General features: G+C 46.6%; 15 protein-coding genes. 7 read left to right on the forward strand and 8 right to left on the reverse strand.

Annotation, left to right across the window (positions count from 1 at the left end; translation table 11 throughout):
• Nucleotides 1-3: 3 nt before the first annotated feature.
• Nucleotides 4-2,457, reverse strand: coding sequence for a ribonuclease R (gene rnr, locus ACQEXU_RS12110; RefSeq protein WP_427011000.1), 2,454 nt, complete (start codon nucleotides 2,455-2,457; stop codon nucleotides 4-6).
• 249 nt (nucleotides 2,458-2,706) lie between these two features.
• On the opposite strand from rnr, the gene ACQEXU_RS12115 reads away from it, so the two are divergent.
• Nucleotides 2,707-4,116 carry an amidohydrolase gene (locus tag ACQEXU_RS12115; protein WP_427011001.1) on the forward strand — a complete coding sequence of 470 codons (1,410 nt, stop codon included), beginning with the start codon at nucleotides 2,707-2,709 and terminating at the stop codon, nucleotides 4,114-4,116.
• Between the two features lie 56 nt (nucleotides 4,117-4,172).
• Here ACQEXU_RS12115 and motX read toward each other — a convergent pair whose 3' ends face one another.
• The 7 genes from motX to kefG all read right to left on the reverse strand — a co-directional run bounded on the left by motX (nucleotide 4,173) and on the right by kefG (nucleotide 10,818).
• Complete coding sequence (gene motX, locus ACQEXU_RS12120) at nucleotides 4,173-4,808, reverse strand: flagellar protein MotX (RefSeq protein WP_367987987.1); 636 nt, start codon at nucleotides 4,806-4,808, stop codon at nucleotides 4,173-4,175.
• Between the two features lie 197 nt (nucleotides 4,809-5,005).
• On the reverse strand, nucleotides 5,006-6,322 hold the full coding sequence (locus ACQEXU_RS12125; RefSeq protein WP_367987986.1) for an adenylosuccinate synthase: 1,317 nt from the start codon (nucleotides 6,320-6,322) through the stop codon (nucleotides 5,006-5,008).
• A gap of 137 nt (nucleotides 6,323-6,459) precedes the next feature.
• Nucleotides 6,460-7,401 carry an isoaspartyl peptidase/L-asparaginase family protein gene (locus ACQEXU_RS12130; protein WP_427011002.1) on the reverse strand — a complete coding sequence of 314 codons (942 nt, stop codon included), beginning with the start codon at nucleotides 7,399-7,401 and terminating at the stop codon, nucleotides 6,460-6,462.
• Between the two features lie 148 nt (nucleotides 7,402-7,549).
• A complete protein-coding gene (gene slyD / locus ACQEXU_RS12135; protein ID WP_367987984.1) occupies nucleotides 7,550-8,131 on the reverse strand; it encodes a peptidylprolyl isomerase in 582 nt (193 codons plus the stop codon).
• Nucleotides 8,132-8,220: 89 nt separating this feature from the next.
• Nucleotides 8,221-8,415, reverse strand: a complete 195-nt coding sequence (locus ACQEXU_RS12140; protein ID WP_427011003.1) for a YheV family putative zinc ribbon protein — start codon at nucleotides 8,413-8,415, stop codon at nucleotides 8,221-8,223.
• Nucleotides 8,416-8,453: 38 nt separating this feature from the next.
• Nucleotides 8,454-10,259, reverse strand: coding sequence for a glutathione-regulated potassium-efflux system protein KefB (kefB, locus tag ACQEXU_RS12145; RefSeq protein ID WP_367987982.1), 1,806 nt, complete (start codon nucleotides 10,257-10,259; stop codon nucleotides 8,454-8,456).
• Nucleotides 10,243-10,818, reverse strand: coding sequence for a glutathione-regulated potassium-efflux system ancillary protein KefG (gene kefG / locus ACQEXU_RS12150; RefSeq protein WP_367987981.1), 576 nt, complete (start codon nucleotides 10,816-10,818; stop codon nucleotides 10,243-10,245). Before kefG ends, kefB begins: the two co-directional genes overlap by 17 nt.
• Nucleotides 10,819-10,966: 148 nt before the next feature.
• Between kefG and ACQEXU_RS12155 the strand changes: the two genes are divergently transcribed.
• The 6 genes from ACQEXU_RS12155 (at nucleotide 10,967) to crp (ending at nucleotide 16,717) form a co-directional block, all read left to right on the forward strand.
• Complete coding sequence (locus tag ACQEXU_RS12155; protein WP_427011004.1) at nucleotides 10,967-12,889, forward strand: ABC transporter ATP-binding protein; 1,923 nt, start codon at nucleotides 10,967-10,969, stop codon at nucleotides 12,887-12,889.
• Between the two features lie 248 nt (nucleotides 12,890-13,137).
• Nucleotides 13,138-13,614, forward strand: a complete 477-nt coding sequence (locus ACQEXU_RS12160) for a TIGR02444 family protein (protein ID WP_427011005.1) — start codon at nucleotides 13,138-13,140, stop codon at nucleotides 13,612-13,614.
• Nucleotides 13,615-13,626: 12 nt separating this feature from the next.
• Nucleotides 13,627-14,601 carry a hydrolase gene (locus ACQEXU_RS12165; protein WP_427011006.1) on the forward strand — a complete coding sequence of 325 codons (975 nt, stop codon included), beginning with the start codon at nucleotides 13,627-13,629 and terminating at the stop codon, nucleotides 14,599-14,601.
• 41 nt (nucleotides 14,602-14,642) lie between these two features.
• Nucleotides 14,643-14,855: a YheU family protein gene (locus ACQEXU_RS12170; protein WP_367987977.1), complete on the forward strand. Its 213-nt coding sequence runs from the start codon at nucleotides 14,643-14,645 to the stop codon at nucleotides 14,853-14,855.
• A 117-nt stretch (nucleotides 14,856-14,972) separates the two neighbouring features.
• The gene (locus tag ACQEXU_RS12175; protein ID WP_367987976.1) at nucleotides 14,973-15,842 is read left to right on the forward strand and encodes a phosphoribulokinase; all 870 of its coding nucleotides are present in this window, start codon (nucleotides 14,973-14,975) and stop codon (nucleotides 15,840-15,842) included.
• Between the two features lie 242 nt (nucleotides 15,843-16,084).
• Entirely contained in the window at nucleotides 16,085-16,717 is a 633-nt protein-coding gene (gene crp, locus ACQEXU_RS12180) for a cAMP-activated global transcriptional regulator CRP (protein WP_005381432.1), read from the forward strand.
• Nucleotides 16,718-16,836: the final 119 nt, after the last annotated feature.

The following is a 16,836-nucleotide window of genomic DNA, read 5'->3' on the forward strand; positions in this document are numbered from 1 at the left end:
GCTTTAGGCTTTCTTAGCGCGCGCTTTGCTTTTATTGCGCGGCTTTTTCTTTCGAGCCTTGTCTGATTTGTTCTTTTTACTGGCGCTAGGGTCACTTGAACCATCAGGTCGTTTGGTTGGCTCTACCATTGGCTTCGCCTTACCTTCCGAACGGCGCCCTTTCTCTGCCGTGCGCTTTTTCAATTTGGCTTTCTTCATTGCTTCAGCCGCGCGTTTCTTAGCAGTTTTTCCTTTGCCGCGTAGCTTACGACTTGTTTCGACTAATTCAAAGTCAATTTGCTTATCGTTTAAGTTCACCGACAGCACTTTTACTTTGACCGCATCACCTAAGCGATAAATTGCGCCGAAGCTTTCACCGATAAGTCTTTGACCTATCGGATCAAATTGGTAATAGTCATTCGCAAGTGTTGAAATATGTACCAAACCATCAATATGCAGCTCACTTAAGCGGACGAAGAAGCCAAAGCTGGTGACATTGGCAATCACGCCATCAAGCACTTCACCAACGTGATCTTGCATGTATTCACACTTGAGCCAATCCGCCACTTCACGTGTTGCGTCATCGGCACGACGCTCTGTCATCGAACATTGTTCACCATAAAAGTCCATATCATCAAACGAGTAATGATAGCCACCAGTCGGTGTCCAACGATCTTGATTGCGCCCTTCTTCTTTCGCAATTAAGTATTTAATCGCACGGTGCAACAGTAAGTCTGGGTAGCGACGGATCGGAGACGTAAAGTGTGCATAACGCTTTAGTGCCAAGCCAAAGTGGCCACAATTGTCTGCGTTATACACCGCCTGCTTCATCGAGCGCAGCAGCATTGTCTGAATCAGCTCTTTATCCTGACGCTCGGCAATTTGTTTTACTAAGTCGGCATAGTCGGTTGGTGAAGGCTCCAGCCCGCCTTTTAGATCTAGGCCTAACTCGCCTAAAAAGTCACGGAAGCCCATTAAGCGCTCTTCACCTGGAGATTCGTGAATACGATATAACGCTGGCTCTTTGGCTTTTTCGACCAAGGATGCAGACGCAATGTTCGCCAGAATCATACATTCTTCAATGATCTTGTGTGCATCATTGCGGATCACAGGCTCAATACGATCAATCTTACGCTCCGCATTGAAAATGAACTTCGTCTCAACGGTCTCAAACTCGATCGCTCCACGGTGATCGCGAGCGTGTTTGAGCACCTTGTACATATTGTGCAGTTCTTCCAAGTGAGGGATTAACGGCTCATAACGATCACGTAGCTCTGCATCCCCTTCTAAAATCGCATTGACCTTGTTGTAGGTCAGGCGCGCATGAGAATTCATGACCGCTTCGTAGTGTTTGTACCCTGAAAGCTTACCGCTATCAGAAATGGTCATTTCACATACCATGCACAAGCGATCCACTTGTGGGTTGAGTGAACACAAACCATTGGAGAGCACTTCCGGTAGCATTGGAACGACTTGAGACGGGAAGTACACCGAGTTACCACGGTTAATGGCTTCTTTGTCTAACGCTGAATCAGGGCGTACGTAGTAACTGACATCAGCGATCGCAACCCATAAACGCCAGCCACCACTTTTCTTCGCTTCACAATAAACCGCGTCATCAAAATCTCGCGCATCTTCACCATCGATCGTCACCAAAGGTAACGCTCGCAGATCCACTCGGCCAACTTTCGCTTCTTCCGGAACCTCTTCACCCAGTCCGGAGATTTGTTGTTCAACCTCTTCAGGCCATTCGTGTGGGATCTGATGCGTGCGGATAGCAATTTGCGTTTCCATGCCCGGCGCCATGTTTTCACCTAGCACTTCAACCACTTTCCCCATCATGCCGCGCGAACGAGAACCACGATCAGTGATCTCTATAACAACAACGTTACCCATGCGGGCACCGGAACGCAGATCATTTGGGATCAAAATATCGTGAGCAATACGTGAGTCATCCGCAACCACGTACGAATAACCATATTCCATAAAGAACCGACCAACGATTTGAGTTTGACGTTCCTCTAATACGCGAACCAGACGCCCTTCCTTACGGCCACGTTTGGAGTTATCCGTTGGTTGAACCAAAACAAAGTCACCATGAATGATGTTCTTCATTTGATGGTGTGGTAGCACGATGTCATTATCTTTGCCGACACTTCCTTCAGGACGAACCCAGCCATGCCCATCTTTGTGACCAATCACATAGCCTTTGACCATCTCAAGCTTTTCAGGCAACGCGTAGCACTGACGACGAGTAAACACCAACTGACCATCACGCTCCATAGCTCTTAAACGACGGCGTAGTCCTTCATATTGATCTTCTCCTTTAAGCTGCAGCGCTTCAAACAAATCATTACGATTCATCGGCACACCCGCATGCTCCAAAAACTCAAGGATAAACTCCCGGCTTGGAATTGGGTTTTCGTAGTTCTGAGATTCGCGATCCGCAAATGGATCGTTCGAGATATTGTCTGACATAGGCATGGCTACTTAGCAAAGAAGGGTTTAAAGCAAGTATATCCGACTCCCCTAAGAAGCTACAGCATCACAAGAGGAAATTCGCCATTTTGCTTTTTATTTTTCATAACTTAGCAAACGAAGGAGACTCTGTGTTGGATTAGGTAGAGATCACAACCTTAAACGAATGAGTTGGCAAACGTTTGCAAATTAACGTGCGATGCATAAGATTCGCCTTGATAAATCCTTTCCTGTTCTAAGGGTATTTTTATGAATACAAAACGTTCACTGCTTGCCTGTCTGCTTGCGGGTATCAGCGTATTTTCCTACGCAAGTCATGCTGCTAAACCTGTTGACCTCATCATTACTGATGCCACCATCCTAACCATGGACGCCAACAAAGCCGTTTATGAAAGTGGGACAGTTGTGGTGAAAGGGAATAAAATCATCGCCGTCGGTGATGATTCTCTCACAACACAATATCGCGCAGATAAAGTTCTGGATGTCGATGGTGACATCGTGATGCCAGGACTTATTAATACACATACTCACGTTTCTATGACGGTGTTTCGCTCTTTAGGCGATGATGTGCCAGATCGGCTTCATCGTTATATTTTCCCATTAGAATCAAAGCTCGTTTCCCGTGATATGGTGCGTATCGGTGCCAACCTTGGCAATGTTGAGATGGTTAAAGGGGGCGTCACCACTTACGCAGACATGTATTATTTTGAGGATGAAGTAGCAAAGACGGTCGATAAAATCGGTATGCGGGCCATATTAGGCGAAACGGTGATTAAATTCCCAGTAGCCGATGCAGCCAATGCTGACGAAGGTATCCAGTATGCACTGAAATTTATCGAGCAATATAAAGATCATCCACGTATTACCCCTGCTTTTGCTCCGCATGCACCTTACACCAACACCACAGAAACATTGCAGAAAATCGCTAAGCTTTCACAAGAGAAAGATGTGCCCGTGATGATCCACCTTGCTGAATCAAAACGTGAGCAAGACAAAATTGCTGAGCGTTCAAATGGGTTATCCCCCGTTCAATACATGCATAGTATTGGAGCACTCAATAAAAACTTACTGGGTGCCCATATGATCTTGGTCGATGATCAAGATATTGAATTGGTGAAAAAAGCGGATATGGGCGTCGCACATAATATGAGTGCGAACATTAAATCCGCTAAAGGGGTGTCACCTGCACTAAAAATGTATGACGAAAACGTACGCATCGGCTTAGGGACCGACGGCCCGATGTCAGGCAACACACTCAGCACCATCGATGAGTTTAACCAAGTGGCGAAAGTGCACAAACTGGTGAATCACGATCGCGCCGCCATGCCACCGTTAAAGGTCATCGATATGGCTACGATGGGCGCGGCAAAAGCACTGCATATGGAAGATAAGATTGGTTCTCTTGAAGCAGGGAAACTGGCGGATATCATTGTTATCGACACTAAAGCGCCTAACATGATCCCAGTCTATAACCCTTATTCTGCATTGGTTTATTCCGCAAACTCTGCCAACGTACGCCACACCATTGTTGATGGAAAGATCTTAATGGAAGATCGCAACATGCTGACGATTAATGAAGAAAAAGTGCGCCAAGAAGCGCTAGCCTTTACTGACTTGGTAAGAAAAACCGTTCTCGAATCTGGAGAGAAGATTCAATAATCATAAAAAAGCCCGGTCAAACCGGGCTTTTTTGTGTGAAAGAGTACTGTTTGTTGCTACCAGAATGTGTCGCGCTTTTTCGCTCTGGCGATGATGTTTTGTGGCATTCTACGCTCTAATCCTTGCCGTAGAATATTAATTCGTTTGTGAGTACGTTGATCGGCCGTCACTGAGTTATATAACCATCGATACGCATCTTCATAGTCTAATGGACTACCATGATCCCGCAGTAATAATTCCGCGAGGTGGATACGAGCATTGAGGTTTCCCATCGCGGCAGCTTCACGCAAGTATGGAATCGCGCGCTCTTTATCTTGTTGTACTAAGGTGCCTCGGGAGTAATAACGCCCAAGCTGCTCCAAAGCGGCAGGGAGACCTTGATGAGCCGCATTTTCCATGTAGTACAAGCCTAACTCGACGTCTTGCTCAACGCAGACGCCCCATGCCAGCATATCTCCATAGAGAAATTCATATGACGGCAGGCTAATACGCGTTGCACGCGCAACGATATCTTCAACCAACTGACAGCTGTCGGCTTTGACTCGTTCTAAATGTTTGTTCTGATTAATTAATTTAATTAGCTCAGCTTCTGTATAGATGGGCACAGGCTCGCCAATTTCTGCCGCTTGGGCTTTGATAAATGGCGAGCTCAATACCAGACACAAAGAAGCGGCTATCGTCCTTAGCTTCATATCGGCACTCTTTCACATCGATAGCCCTAACAGTATAGCCACCATTGTGGCAATGGGCTTGATACCTATATCGGCAAACAGTGATAACACTTTAATCAAATTTGCCGCTTTATGGCAAAGACTTGCCACCTTCCCTGTGCATCAGATACAAAAAAACCGGCGATAAACGCCGGTTTTCAAAATCTTACACGATCACATTAAGAGTTAAATGGATGAACCTTAATGATAGTCTCGTTACGATCTGGGCCTGTTGAGATGATATCAACTGGCACACCCGTTAGCTCTTCGATACGCTTGATGTAATCTAGAGCCGCTTGTGGCAGATCATCGATTGATTTCGCGCCGAATGTATTTTCAGACCAACCAGGCATTGTTTCGTAGATAGGCGTTGCTTTTTCGAATGCTTCAGCAGCCATTGGCGAAACTTCTAGCGTAGAGCCATCTTCCATCTTGTAACCAGTACAGATTTTTAGCTCTTTTAGACCGTCTAGAACGTCTAGTTTAGTTAGACAGAAACCAGATACAGAGTTGATTTGGATAGCGCGGCGCATCGCCACTGCATCAAACCAACCAGTACGACGTAGACGACCTGTTGTCGCGCCGAACTCGTGACCAACTTCACCTAGGTGCTTACCGATTGGATCTTGCTTGTCTAGACCGTCGTATAGTTCAGTCGGGAATGGACCAGCACCAACACGAGTACAGTAAGCTTTCGCGATACCAAGGATGTAACCGATGTGACGAGGACCAAAACCAGAACCAGCAGCAACACCACCAGCCGTTGTGTTAGAAGACGTTACGTACGGGTAAGTACCGTGGTCGATATCAAGTAGCGTACCTTGTGCACCTTCGAACATGATCTTGTCGCCGCGCTTACGTGCTGCGTCTAGTTCGTCAGTAACATCGATAACCATTGAAGTAAGTAGCTCAGCATAGCCTTTTGCTTGCTCAAGTACTTCTTCGTAGCTTACAGGCTCAGCTTTGTAGAAGTGAACTAGTTGGAAGTTATGGAATTCCATCACTTCTTTTAGTTTCTCTGCAAAAGTCGCCATATCGAATAGGTCGCCAACGCGTAGACCGCGACGAGCCACTTTATCTTCGTATGCTGGACCGATACCGCGGCCTGTTGTACCGATAGCTTTTTTACCGCGAGCGATTTCGCGAGCTTGGTCCATTGCAACGTGGTAAGGAAGAATTAGAGGACATGCTTCAGAAATGAAAAGACGTTCGCGTACTGGAATACCGCGCTCTTCAAGAGGCTTCATTTCTTTTAATAGAGCTTCAGGTGATAGAACTACACCGTTACCGATAACGCATTTTACGTTATCGCGAAGGATACCTGATGGAATTAAGTGAAGAACGGTTTTTTCACCGTCAATGACTAGAGTGTGGCCTGCATTGTGACCGCCTTGGTAGCGAACCACGTATTTTGCATCTTCAGTTAAAAGGTCTACGATTTTACCTTTACCTTCGTCACCCCATTGGGTGCCCAGAACGACTACGTTATTACCCATCTTTCCAAGTCTGATTGCTGATTAAAAATGGATTCTAGCACTGAATCACATTTCTTGCAGTCATTTTTTAAGCATAGAAATATAATACAGAAGTAACTCACTGAAGATGCTTTATAAAAAAACAAATATCTTATTGATTACTCGTCAGCATAGATTTTTACACTGAAATTCCCCAAATGATCCATGCCCGCACGGTACATACCCGAGCTATTCATAGCAAAATGGATCGTGCCCTTAGCATCCACAGCAATCAGTCCACCTTCACCGCCCATTCGTTTCAATTCGCCTTGAATGGCGGTCTCACACGCGGTTTGAATGTCTTCATTGAGGTATCGCATTCGTGCAGCCACATCACCGGCCACCATTTTTCGGATGAAGAACTCCCCCATGCCAGTCGTCGAAACCGCCACGTTACCGTTTTCCGCAACCGTACCTGCACCAATCAACGCGGAGTCGCCAACACGACCGTATTTTTTATTTGTAACGCCACCAGTACTGGTGGCAGCCGCTAGATTACCGTGTTGATCTAATGCAACCGCGCCGACAGTGCCATGTTTACGATCATCAGGATATTTGGCTTCTGACAGGGCGAATAGGCCTTTCTCTTTCATCGATTGCAGCTGTTCGTAGCGCCGCTCGGTAAAGAAGTAATCTTGTTCGGTATATTCATGCCCATGTTCGAAAGCAAACTCTTCTGCTCCTTCACCAATTAGCAAAACATGATTACTGTTAAGCATCACATCTCGGGCCAGTGTTATCGGATTACGAATATGACGAACGCCAGCGACCGCGCCCGCATTCATGCCGTTGCCATGCATGACCGAAGCATCCATTTCAACCATTTCGCGGTTTGTCAGCACTGAGCCTTTACCTGCGTTGAAGTGAGGCGAGTCTTCCATCACTTTCACTGCCGCGACAACCGCATCAAGCGCATCCCCACCTTGTGTTAAGACTTGGTGCCCCGCCTCAACAGAACGAGTAAGATCATTAACAATGGCCTGTTTAAGTTCTTCACTCATTTGCTCACGTAAAATGGTGCCAGCACCACCATGAATAGCAATAGAAAATGGCTGAGACATATCGACTCCTGTGGACGCTCAGATAGTCATTGGAGTTTGCCAGTACCTACCCAAGAGTCAATCAAATCCAGTAATAAAAAAGCGCTGAACAATGACTTGTTCAGCGCTTTGAAGGATTGTTGACTGACCTCAGTCAGTGCAAGCCGTTTTAGTGAGAGCCACAGCTACCGCCACCGCAGCAGCCGTCTTTCTTCTCTTCACCGTGATCATGACCTTCACCACCACAGCAGCCGCCTTCATGATCGTGGTCGTGACCACAACCACCCGCTTGGTGTACGTGACCGTGTTCGATCTCTTCTGCAGTCGCTTCACGAACCGCAACCACTTCCACATCGAAAGACAGTGTCTGACCAGCAAGCATGTGGTTACCATCAACCACAACTTCGTCGCCATCAACTTCTGTTACTTCAACAGGGATCGGACCTTGGTCAGTGTCAGCAAGGAAGCGCATACCGACTTCAATTTGATCAACACCTTGGAATACGTTCGCTGGTACACGTTGTACCAAAGCATCGTTGTGCTCACCGTATGCTTCTTCTGGAGCCACTGTTACAGAGAATTTGTCGCCAGCAACTTTACCTTCCAATTCTTTTTCAAGACCTGTGATCAGGTTGTTGTTACCGTGCAGGTAATCTAGAGGGGCATCCGCTGTTGATTGATCAACAACAACGCCGTCTTCCATTTTTACCTGGTACGCAAGACTAACGACTACGTTCTTTTCGATTTTCATAAGTGCTCCAAGGCGGTTTTAGCCCAGGTGACATACCTGAGGACAAACTAATTACCTAGGTATTATGGGGATCAATCTCGGAAACTCAATCAATCGGGTTTAAAAATTCCGATCATGTCTTGCTGAGCATGCCCTGTTTTCTCAACCGATTGGGGCTTACGTTGCTCGGCGTAATCACACTCAACACACTCTACTAACTCAATATTATTCTCTATCCACCAGCGTAATGTGTCTTGGTGTTGACACTTAGGACAGCTGGCGCCTGCGATAAATCTTTTTTTCATTTCACGTCTCAGTCTAGCTCTGTCTTCCCAAGCAAATGCTAGGGTGATTCATTCCAAAAGTTTTTCGATTGTTGGTCACTTTCCATTTCACGACCAAAAATTTCTTCCAGCTCTTTACGAGCCTCTTTGGCTCTCAAGGCCAGCTGTTTATCTTCAATATGTTGTGGCAACAGCTCTTTCAGCATCGCATTATCCAGTTTACGGAAATGCGCTTCTGCTCGCTTGGCTTGATAAGGATGCATACCGAGTTCAACCAAGGCTTGACGACCTAAATCTAACGCGCCGAGGAAGGTTTCACGTGAATAGCTTTCAACCCCATGACTTAGCAACTGATAGGCTTCAACGCGGCTGCGCGCACGAGCCAATACTTTCATTTTAGGGAAGTGATGTTTACACAAGTCTACGATTTTCATGATCTCATCGGGTGAGTCGGTACAAAGCACTATCGCTTCCGCTTTTGCAGCCCCGGCGGCCCGCAATAGATCTAATTGGGTAGCATCACCATAAAAAACTTTATAGCCATACTTGCGCAGTAGCTGGATTTGGCTGGCATCGCTCTCTAATACGGTCACTTTCATTTTGTTGGCATACATTAAGCGTCCAACAATTTGTCCAAAACGACCAAAACCCGCAATGATCACCCGTGGGCTTTTATCAACCACATCTGTTTTAATTGTGGTGCCTTCATCGAAATTCAGCTTTTTAGCAAACCACTGTTTTTGCAACATCAGCAATAAAGGCGTTGTCACCATCGAAAGGCTCACCACCACCAATAAGAATGCGGTTTGCTGCTGATCAAGTAACCCTTCTGCACTAGCAGCGGTAAAAATGACAAACGCAAATTCACCGCCTTGGCTTAAAATTGCGGCCATCTTGCTGCGTGCTTTTGCTCGTGTCCCGGCGAGTTTAGCCAGAAAGTATAAAATCAGCCCTTTGATGACGATAAGACCAATTACTGCCCCTAAAACTTGCAGTGGTTGCAGTGCCAGTAGGCCCAAATTCACAGCCATGCCCACCGCAATGAAGAACAATCCCAGCAATAGACCTTTAAACGGTTCAATGGCGATTTCCAGCTCATGGCGGTACTCACTCTCCGCCAGCAGAACACCCGCCAAAAATGTGCCCAATGCCATTGAGAGTCCGAGTTTTTTCATCAGCAGAGCAATACCAATGACCAACAGCAAAGCCGCTACGGTAAAGAGCTCACGAACACCACTGAGTACGATATAGCGAAATAATGGACGAAGTAAGAAATGCCCACCCACCATCAAGCCAGTGATCCCTGCTAACATCCAGATTGCATCCCACCAATTACCCGCGGTATTACCCGCTAACATGGGAAGGAAGGCCAGCATTGGGATCACGGCGATATCTTGAAACAGCAATACAGCAAAGCCTGACTGCCCCGTTTCAGAGCCCCCCAAACCTTGCTCTTCAATAACTTTTAACGCAATCGCTGTAGATGACAGCGCCAGTCCCATCCCAATCACTAAGCTGGTTTGCCAACCAATCCCAGCAAAGTGAGCAATCAGAGATAAAGCTAAAGTGGTCAATACTACTTGTGCCCCACCCAGCCCTAATATTGGGCCTTTCATCTGGAACAGTTTTTTCGGATTCAGCTCAAGACCAATCAGAAACAGCAGCAATACAACACCAAATTCAGCAAAGTGCAGAATGGCTTCAACATCGCTAATTAAACCCAGCCCCCATGGACCGATTGCTACGCCAGCCAGCAAATACCCCAAAACAGAGCCCAAACCTGCGCGCTGAGCTAAAGGAACAGCAATCACCGCTGCGGTAAGAAAAATAAAGCTGCTTTGCAGAAAATCAGATTCCATCGCCATCGCAGCCTCCTACAATCGAAAGTGGGTCTTGTAACCAGCGGCGGTATTGCTCGGCATGTTGGTAACGTTCGATATCGGTCACGTTACGTGACCAATACAGCACCAGTGGTTCGATCCAATGCATCTGACACAGCGCTGCCGTCAGCTCAAAAGGTTGTAAAATATCGGCCAGCGGGTACTTGTTATATCCCTTTTCACCAAAGGCTTCTTGCTTGCCTCCCGTGGTGATCACGCTGCGCCAGTATTTTCCTTGTAGTGCGCTACCCGCCCCAAAGGCAAACCCCTTGCCTAGGACGCGGTCAATCCACTCTTTCAATAATGCTGGGCAGGAATACATAAATAGTGGATGTTGGAAAACGATGATGTCATGTTCAAGCAGCAACTGATGCTCCGCCGCGACATCAATAAAAAAGTCTGGGTAACAACCGTACAGGTCGTGAAGCGTGACATGTTCCAGAGACTCAATTTTCTTAGTCATCACCTGATTAGCAATGGAGGCATTGGGCTCTGGGTGTGCAAAAATCACTAAAATTTTTGGCAGGGTTTGGCTAGTAGTCATCCTTTGGGCAGCATTCCTTTGTAACATTATGCAATCTTTTCGTTATCAGATCGTTATACGTGGTTGGCGCGCATAACGCAATGATCGACTTTTTATCCTAATCCCCCTACTATTCACCGCGACACGATTACAGACAAAGCGACAGACTATGATTACCTTTTCAGACATTCAGCTCCTACGTGGCGGCAAGCCATTGTTGGATCAAACTTCTGCAACTATCCATCCCGGAGACAAGATTGGTCTGGTGGGTAAAAATGGCTGCGGTAAATCAACCCTGTTTGCTCTGATCAAAGACGAATTGTCTGTCGATGCTGGTAATTTTAGCAAACCTGCGCATTGGGAGATGGCTTGGGTTGCTCAGGAGACGCCTGCCCTTGAGCGCAGTGCACTGGAATATGTGATCGACGGGGATCGTGAATACCGTTCTCTCGAACAGAAACTGGCACAAGCAGAGCAAGCAGATAACGGCACTTTAGTAGCCGAAATCCACGGCCAAATCGAAACCATTGGCGGTTACAGCATCCGAGCGCGTGCCGCTGAGTTACTTGATGGTCTGGGTTTTAGTCAAGCGCAGATGAGCTGGAGTCTGACCCAGTTTTCGGGGGGGTGGCGTATGCGCCTCAACCTTGCTCAAGCACTACTGTGTCGCTCTGATTTACTTTTGCTCGATGAGCCAACCAACCACTTGGATTTGGATGCAGTCATGTGGTTAGAACGCTGGCTACAGAATTACCCAGGGACGCTGGTTCTTATCTCACACGACCGCGATTTTCTTGACCCTATCGTAGGTCGCATCATCCACATCGAAAATCAAAGCCTCAACGAGTACACCGGCAACTACTCGTCATTTGAAGAGCAACGAGCGCAAAAACTGGTGTTGCAACAAGCGATGTTTGAAAAGCAACAAAAGCAGATGTCGCACATGCAGTCCTACATCGATCGCTTCCGTTATAAAGCCTCCAAAGCCCGCCAAGCGCAGAGCCGAATTAAAGCTTTGGAGCGCATGGAGAAAGTACTGCCTGCGCAGTTTGATAACCCATTTAGTTTCCAGTTCCGCGATCCGGATGCGCTGCCAAACCCAATCATTATGATGGATGATGTCTCCGCCGGGTACGGTGACAACCTGATTTTGGAAAAAATCCGCCTTAACCTCGTTCCAGGCAGCCGAATTGGCCTACTTGGTCGCAATGGTGCCGGTAAATCGACTCTGATTAAATTGCTGTCAGGAGAGCTCAATACTCAGGGTGGCGAACTCACCTATTCTCAAGGTGTGAAAATTGGCTATTTCGCCCAGCATCAATTGGAAACATTGCATCCAGAAGAAACACCATTGCAGCACATGATGCAAATCGCACCACAAAAGACAGAATTAGAACTGCGTAACTATCTCGGTAGCTTTGGCTTTCAAGGCGACAAAGCGTTAGAAAAGGTTGCCCCTTTCTCCGGTGGTGAAAAAGCGCGTTTAGTTTTAGCTTTGATCGTCTGGCAGAAACCAAACCTATTGCTACTCGATGAGCCGACCAACCACCTTGATTTGGATATGCGTCAAGCGTTAACGCTGGCACTGCAGACCTTTGAAGGGGCAATGGTGATCGTCTCGCACGACCGTTATTTACTTCGCGCAACCACCGATGACTTATATTTAGTCCATGATCGCCAAGTTGCACCTTTTGATGGTGACTTGAATGACTACTATAAGTGGCTAACGGATCAGCAAAAAGAACAACGTCGTGAAGCGCAAGCATCACAACCAGAGAAAAGCAGCACCAACAGTGCAGCAGCGAAGAAAGAGCAGAAACGCCGTGAAGCCGAGTTCCGTAAACAAACGGCCCCACTGCGTAAAACGCTCACCAAACTTGAAGAAAAGATGGACAAATTAGGCGCTGCGCTTGCTGAAGCAGAAACGCAATTAGCAGATAACAGCCTGTACGAAGCCGAAAACAAAGCCAAACTGAATCAGGTTCTTACTCTGCAGGCTGACAGCAAAGGCGAGTTAGAAGAAGTCGAGATGGAATGGATGTCATTGCAAGAAGAGCTTGAGCAGATGGAACAAGACTTCAACCAAGCCTAACGACAAAGAGCCACATTCGTGGCTCTTTTGCTTTCTCCCAACAGCAATTCGCACTGGGCTGACATTGTCATGTAGGAAACTAGCTACATTCTTTTACATAATACCAACCAGTCATATTGCACACTTTTCAAGCAATTCGCTGTAAGATAGGCCGAACAACGCTAAACTGGACTTTATCTATCCTAATCATCTACAACGGATAGCGGCCCAGAAATAACGTGAGCCAAAGCTGTGGGAGTTCAATGCTAATGAGTCAAGAGCAGGTACGTATATCACTAACACTGGAACGTTTATGGCAATTTAGCTTGCAGTATTACAGCATGCGAGAAGTTAAAGAAGCGTGCTTGAGCTTGCAAAATAACTATGGTGGGAACGTCAATCTGTTGCTGTTGCTCAAATGGCTTGATGAACAAGCGGTGAGCTTCAATGAGCAAGACTGGCATTTAGTTGAAGCGTGTTTAGGGCGCTCGGAAACACTATTACACAGCTATCGTGAGCTAAGACGCAAACTCAAACTCCAGTTGCCGGATACCTTGTATCGTGAGGCATTGCAATTTGAGCTTCAACTGGAAAAGCAGCAACAAGCGGACTTGGTTGATTGCGTCAACCACCTAGCATTAAAGAATAATCAAGGGGACGCATTAACCTTAAAATATTGCCGTCAGCTCGGAGGCGAACACCTCGCCACTATTTTTGCTAAACCTGCCGAACCTCATCAACACTAGGCATACAAACCCATGACTCACTTCACCGCTGCTACAGGGTTAACCAACCCTCACCTACAGACTCTGGCTCCAAGGTTTATTCGCAAGAAAGCCCTGTTTGAGCCTGTATGGCAAACACTCGATACGCCGGATGGTGATTTTTTGGATCTCGCGTGGAGTGAAGATTGGCGTACGCCGTCAGTCAGCAAGAAGCCTCTATTTATCTTATTTCATGGGCTGGAAGGTTGCTTTTATAGCCCTTATGCCAATGGATTAATGGACGCGTTTTCGAAGCAAGGTTGGCTCGCGGTCATGATGCACTTTCGCGGTTGCAGCGGCAAACCGAACAAACGAGCACGTGCTTACCATTCTGGAGAAACGGAAGACGCACGCCAATTTCTACAGCATGTTCAACAACAGTTCCCTGACAATCCTAAAGTCGCAGTGGGCATTTCTCTCGGCGGAAATATGTTGGCGAATTACCTTGCCACATATGCCGACGAACCATTACTTAATGCTGCTACCATCGTTTCAGCACCCTTAGATCTATCCGCCTGTTCTACTCGCATCGAACAAGGCTTTTCCAAAGTATATCGACGCTACTTACTCGGCTCATTAAAGCGCAATGCGCTACGCAAACACCATTTGCTCAAAGGTGAATTGGGTATCTCCTATCAACATATCCATCGGGTCACTCGTCTGTATGACTTTGATGATTTGATCACCGCACCACTACACGGTTTTAAAGATGCCGATGACTACTATCAACGCTGCTCTGGTATCCATCGCCTAAAAGAAATCCGCTTACCAACCCAAATCATTCATGCCAAGGACGACCCATTTATGACCGATGCCGTCATACCCAAGTTTGTCCTGCCAGAAAACATCGATTATCAATTGTATGACCAAGGCGGCCATGTCGGGTTTGTCAGCGGCTCGGTGCTTAAACCGAGATTTTGGCTTGAAGAGATGCTCCCCGCTTACTATGAAAGCCTGAAAACGGCATAATGACGCCTTCAACACGAAGATCATAAACGAGTGAGGTATTTATGATTGTTCCTTGGCAACAAATCTCTGAAGATGCGCTGGACAACCTGATCAAAGAATTTGTCCTTCGTGAAGGGACTGACTACGGCACAGAAGAGGTTTCTCTTCAAGACAAAATTGACCAAGTTAAGGCCCAGCTCAAAACGGGTGAAGCCGTCGTTGTTTTCTCTGAATTACACGAAACGGTGGATATTCAATTACGCCAAAAGTTTTAATGATACCGTACAGCAGACGATGACAGCGCTATAATCCATGCTATAGTGGCAAACGATTCATCGTCCTGAGTGTACGATGAAATCCAACAGGTAAGTTAGTTAACGACAAGGGTTGTCATGTCAGCAAAACATCCGATTATCGCTGTAACAGGCTCATCCGGTGCAGGAACCACCACAACTTCGGAAGCTTTTCGTAAGATGTTCAATATGATGGACATTAAAGCTGCATGGGTAGAAGGTGATAGCTTTCACCGTTTCACTCGTCCTGAAATGGACGTCGAAATTCGTAAAGCTCGTGAGCAAGGCCGTCACATCAGTTATTTTGGTCCTCAGGCCAACGACTTTCCCGCCCTCGCCGAATTCTTCCGTAAATATGGCCATGAAGGTGCTGGCCAAGTACGCCGTTACCTACATACGTTTGATGAAGCCGTCCCTTATAACCAGATGCCCGGAACATTCACACCTTGGCAAGATCTGCCTGAAGGCAGTGATGTTTTGTTTTACGAAGGTTTACATGGTGGAGTCGTAGATGGTGACGTCAACGTGGCACAACATGTTGACCTTTTGATTGGCATGGTCCCGATTGTAAACTTAGAGTGGATCCAAAAATTTGTCCGCGATACGCGCGATCGCGGACACTCACGTGAAGCCGTGATGGACTCCATTGTCCGCTCGATGGACGACTACCTGAATTACATTACCCCGCAATTTTCCCGAACACACATTAACTTTCAACGCGTCCCAACGGTCGATACATCCAACCCTTTGAACGCAAAAGGCATACCAAGCTTGGATGAAAGTTTCGTTGTGATTCGTTTGCGTGGCATTAAAAATGTTGACTACCCTTACCTACTCGCCATGATTGATGGATCGTTTATGTCTCGACACAACACCATCGTTGTACCTGGTGGCAAGATGAGCTTTGCAATGGAGCTCATAGTAAGGCCGATACTACAACAGTTAATCGAAACAGGAAAAATTGGATAAAAAGTGCTAGTCGATTGCGATTACTTTTCATACCGTGATCATGTGCACATTTTTGCGTAAATTATCCGAGCTTCGACACGATTAAAATCAAGAAATCGTTTTCGAAAAAGGATACTATTTGTAGCCGAAACACAAGATAGCTTGCAGCACTGGTGAAGTGCTCTTATCCTAGTAAGCCTGATTCAAGGCTTCGCTAAAACATGGAAAGCGACAAGCGTACCCTGCAGAGGAAGTGAGATATTATGGTTCTAGGTAAACCTCAAACCGACCCAACACTAGAGTGGTTTCTTTCACATTGTCATATTCACAAGTACCCTTCTAAGAGCACGCTGATCCACGCGGGCGAGAAAGCGGAAACCTTGTACTACATCGTCAAAGGTTCTGTAGCGGTACTAATCAAGGATGAAGAAGGTAAGGAAATGATCCTTTCTTACCTAAACCAAGGTGACTTTATCGGTGAGCTTGGTCTGTTCGAAGAAGACCAAGAGCGTACTGCTTGGGTTCGTGCAAAATCTCCTTGTGAAGTTGCAGAAATCTCATTCAAGAAATTCCGTCAGCTTATCCAAGTAAACCCAGACATTCTAATGCGCCTGTCTGCTCAAATGGCTCGTCGCCTACAAGTGACTAGCCAGAAAGTGGGTGACCTAGCGTTCCTAGACGTAACTGGCCGTATTGCACAAACGCTACTAAACCTAGCGAAGCAACCAGATGCGATGACACACCCAGACGGCATGCAAATCAAGATCACTCGTCAAGAGATTGGCCAAATCGTTGGTTGTTCTCGTGAAACAGTGGGTCGTATCCTGAAAATGCTTGAAGAGCAGAACCTAATTTCTGCACACGGTAAAACTATCGTGGTCTACGGTACTCGTTAAGCAAACGCTTGAAACGTTCTCAAAAACCCGGCTTCTTGCCGGGTTTTTTATTGCTTTACCCTGTGGCAGGGCTCAAACATTCACCTAAAGGTAAAGTTTCATCTCGGTGGAAGCTGTGA

Origin of the sequence: Vibrio sp. TRT 21S02 (assembly GCF_050113675.1) — a bacterium.
GTDB lineage: Bacteria > Pseudomonadota > Gammaproteobacteria > Enterobacterales > Vibrionaceae > Vibrio.

What these genes read in the sequence shown, in the direction of transcription:
- rnr (WP_427011000.1), bottom strand. Translation starts at nt 2,457, where the DNA reads ATGTCAGACAATATCTCGAACGATCCATTTGCGGATCGCGAATCTCAG.
- ACQEXU_RS12115 (WP_427011001.1), top strand. Translation starts at nt 2,707, where the DNA reads ATGAATACAAAACGTTCACTGCTTGCCTGTCTGCTTGCGGGTATCAGC.
- motX (WP_367987987.1), bottom strand. Translation starts at nt 4,808, where the DNA reads ATGAAGCTAAGGACGATAGCCGCTTCTTTGTGTCTGGTATTGAGCTCG.
- ACQEXU_RS12125 (WP_367987986.1), bottom strand. Translation starts at nt 6,322, where the DNA reads ATGGGTAATAACGTAGTCGTTCTGGGCACCCAATGGGGTGACGAAGGT.
- ACQEXU_RS12130 (WP_427011002.1), bottom strand. Translation starts at nt 7,401, where the DNA reads ATGTCTCAGCCATTTTCTATTGCTATTCATGGTGGTGCTGGCACCATT.
- slyD (WP_367987984.1), bottom strand. Translation starts at nt 8,131, where the DNA reads ATGAAAATCGAAAAGAACGTAGTCGTTAGTCTTGCGTACCAGGTAAAA.
- ACQEXU_RS12140 (WP_427011003.1), bottom strand. Translation starts at nt 8,415, where the DNA reads ATGAAAAAAAGATTTATCGCAGGCGCCAGCTGTCCTAAGTGTCAACAC.
- kefB (WP_367987982.1), bottom strand. Translation starts at nt 10,259, where the DNA reads ATGGCGATGGAATCTGATTTTCTGCAAAGCAGCTTTATTTTTCTTACC.
- kefG (WP_367987981.1), bottom strand. Translation starts at nt 10,818, where the DNA reads ATGACTACTAGCCAAACCCTGCCAAAAATTTTAGTGATTTTTGCACAC.
- ACQEXU_RS12155 (WP_427011004.1), top strand. Translation starts at nt 10,967, where the DNA reads ATGATTACCTTTTCAGACATTCAGCTCCTACGTGGCGGCAAGCCATTG.
- ACQEXU_RS12160 (WP_427011005.1), top strand. Translation starts at nt 13,138, where the DNA reads ATGAGTCAAGAGCAGGTACGTATATCACTAACACTGGAACGTTTATGG.
- ACQEXU_RS12165 (WP_427011006.1), top strand. Translation starts at nt 13,627, where the DNA reads ATGACTCACTTCACCGCTGCTACAGGGTTAACCAACCCTCACCTACAG.
- ACQEXU_RS12170 (WP_367987977.1), top strand. Translation starts at nt 14,643, where the DNA reads ATGATTGTTCCTTGGCAACAAATCTCTGAAGATGCGCTGGACAACCTG.
- ACQEXU_RS12175 (WP_367987976.1), top strand. Translation starts at nt 14,973, where the DNA reads ATGTCAGCAAAACATCCGATTATCGCTGTAACAGGCTCATCCGGTGCA.
- crp (WP_005381432.1), top strand. Translation starts at nt 16,085, where the DNA reads ATGGTTCTAGGTAAACCTCAAACCGACCCAACACTAGAGTGGTTTCTT.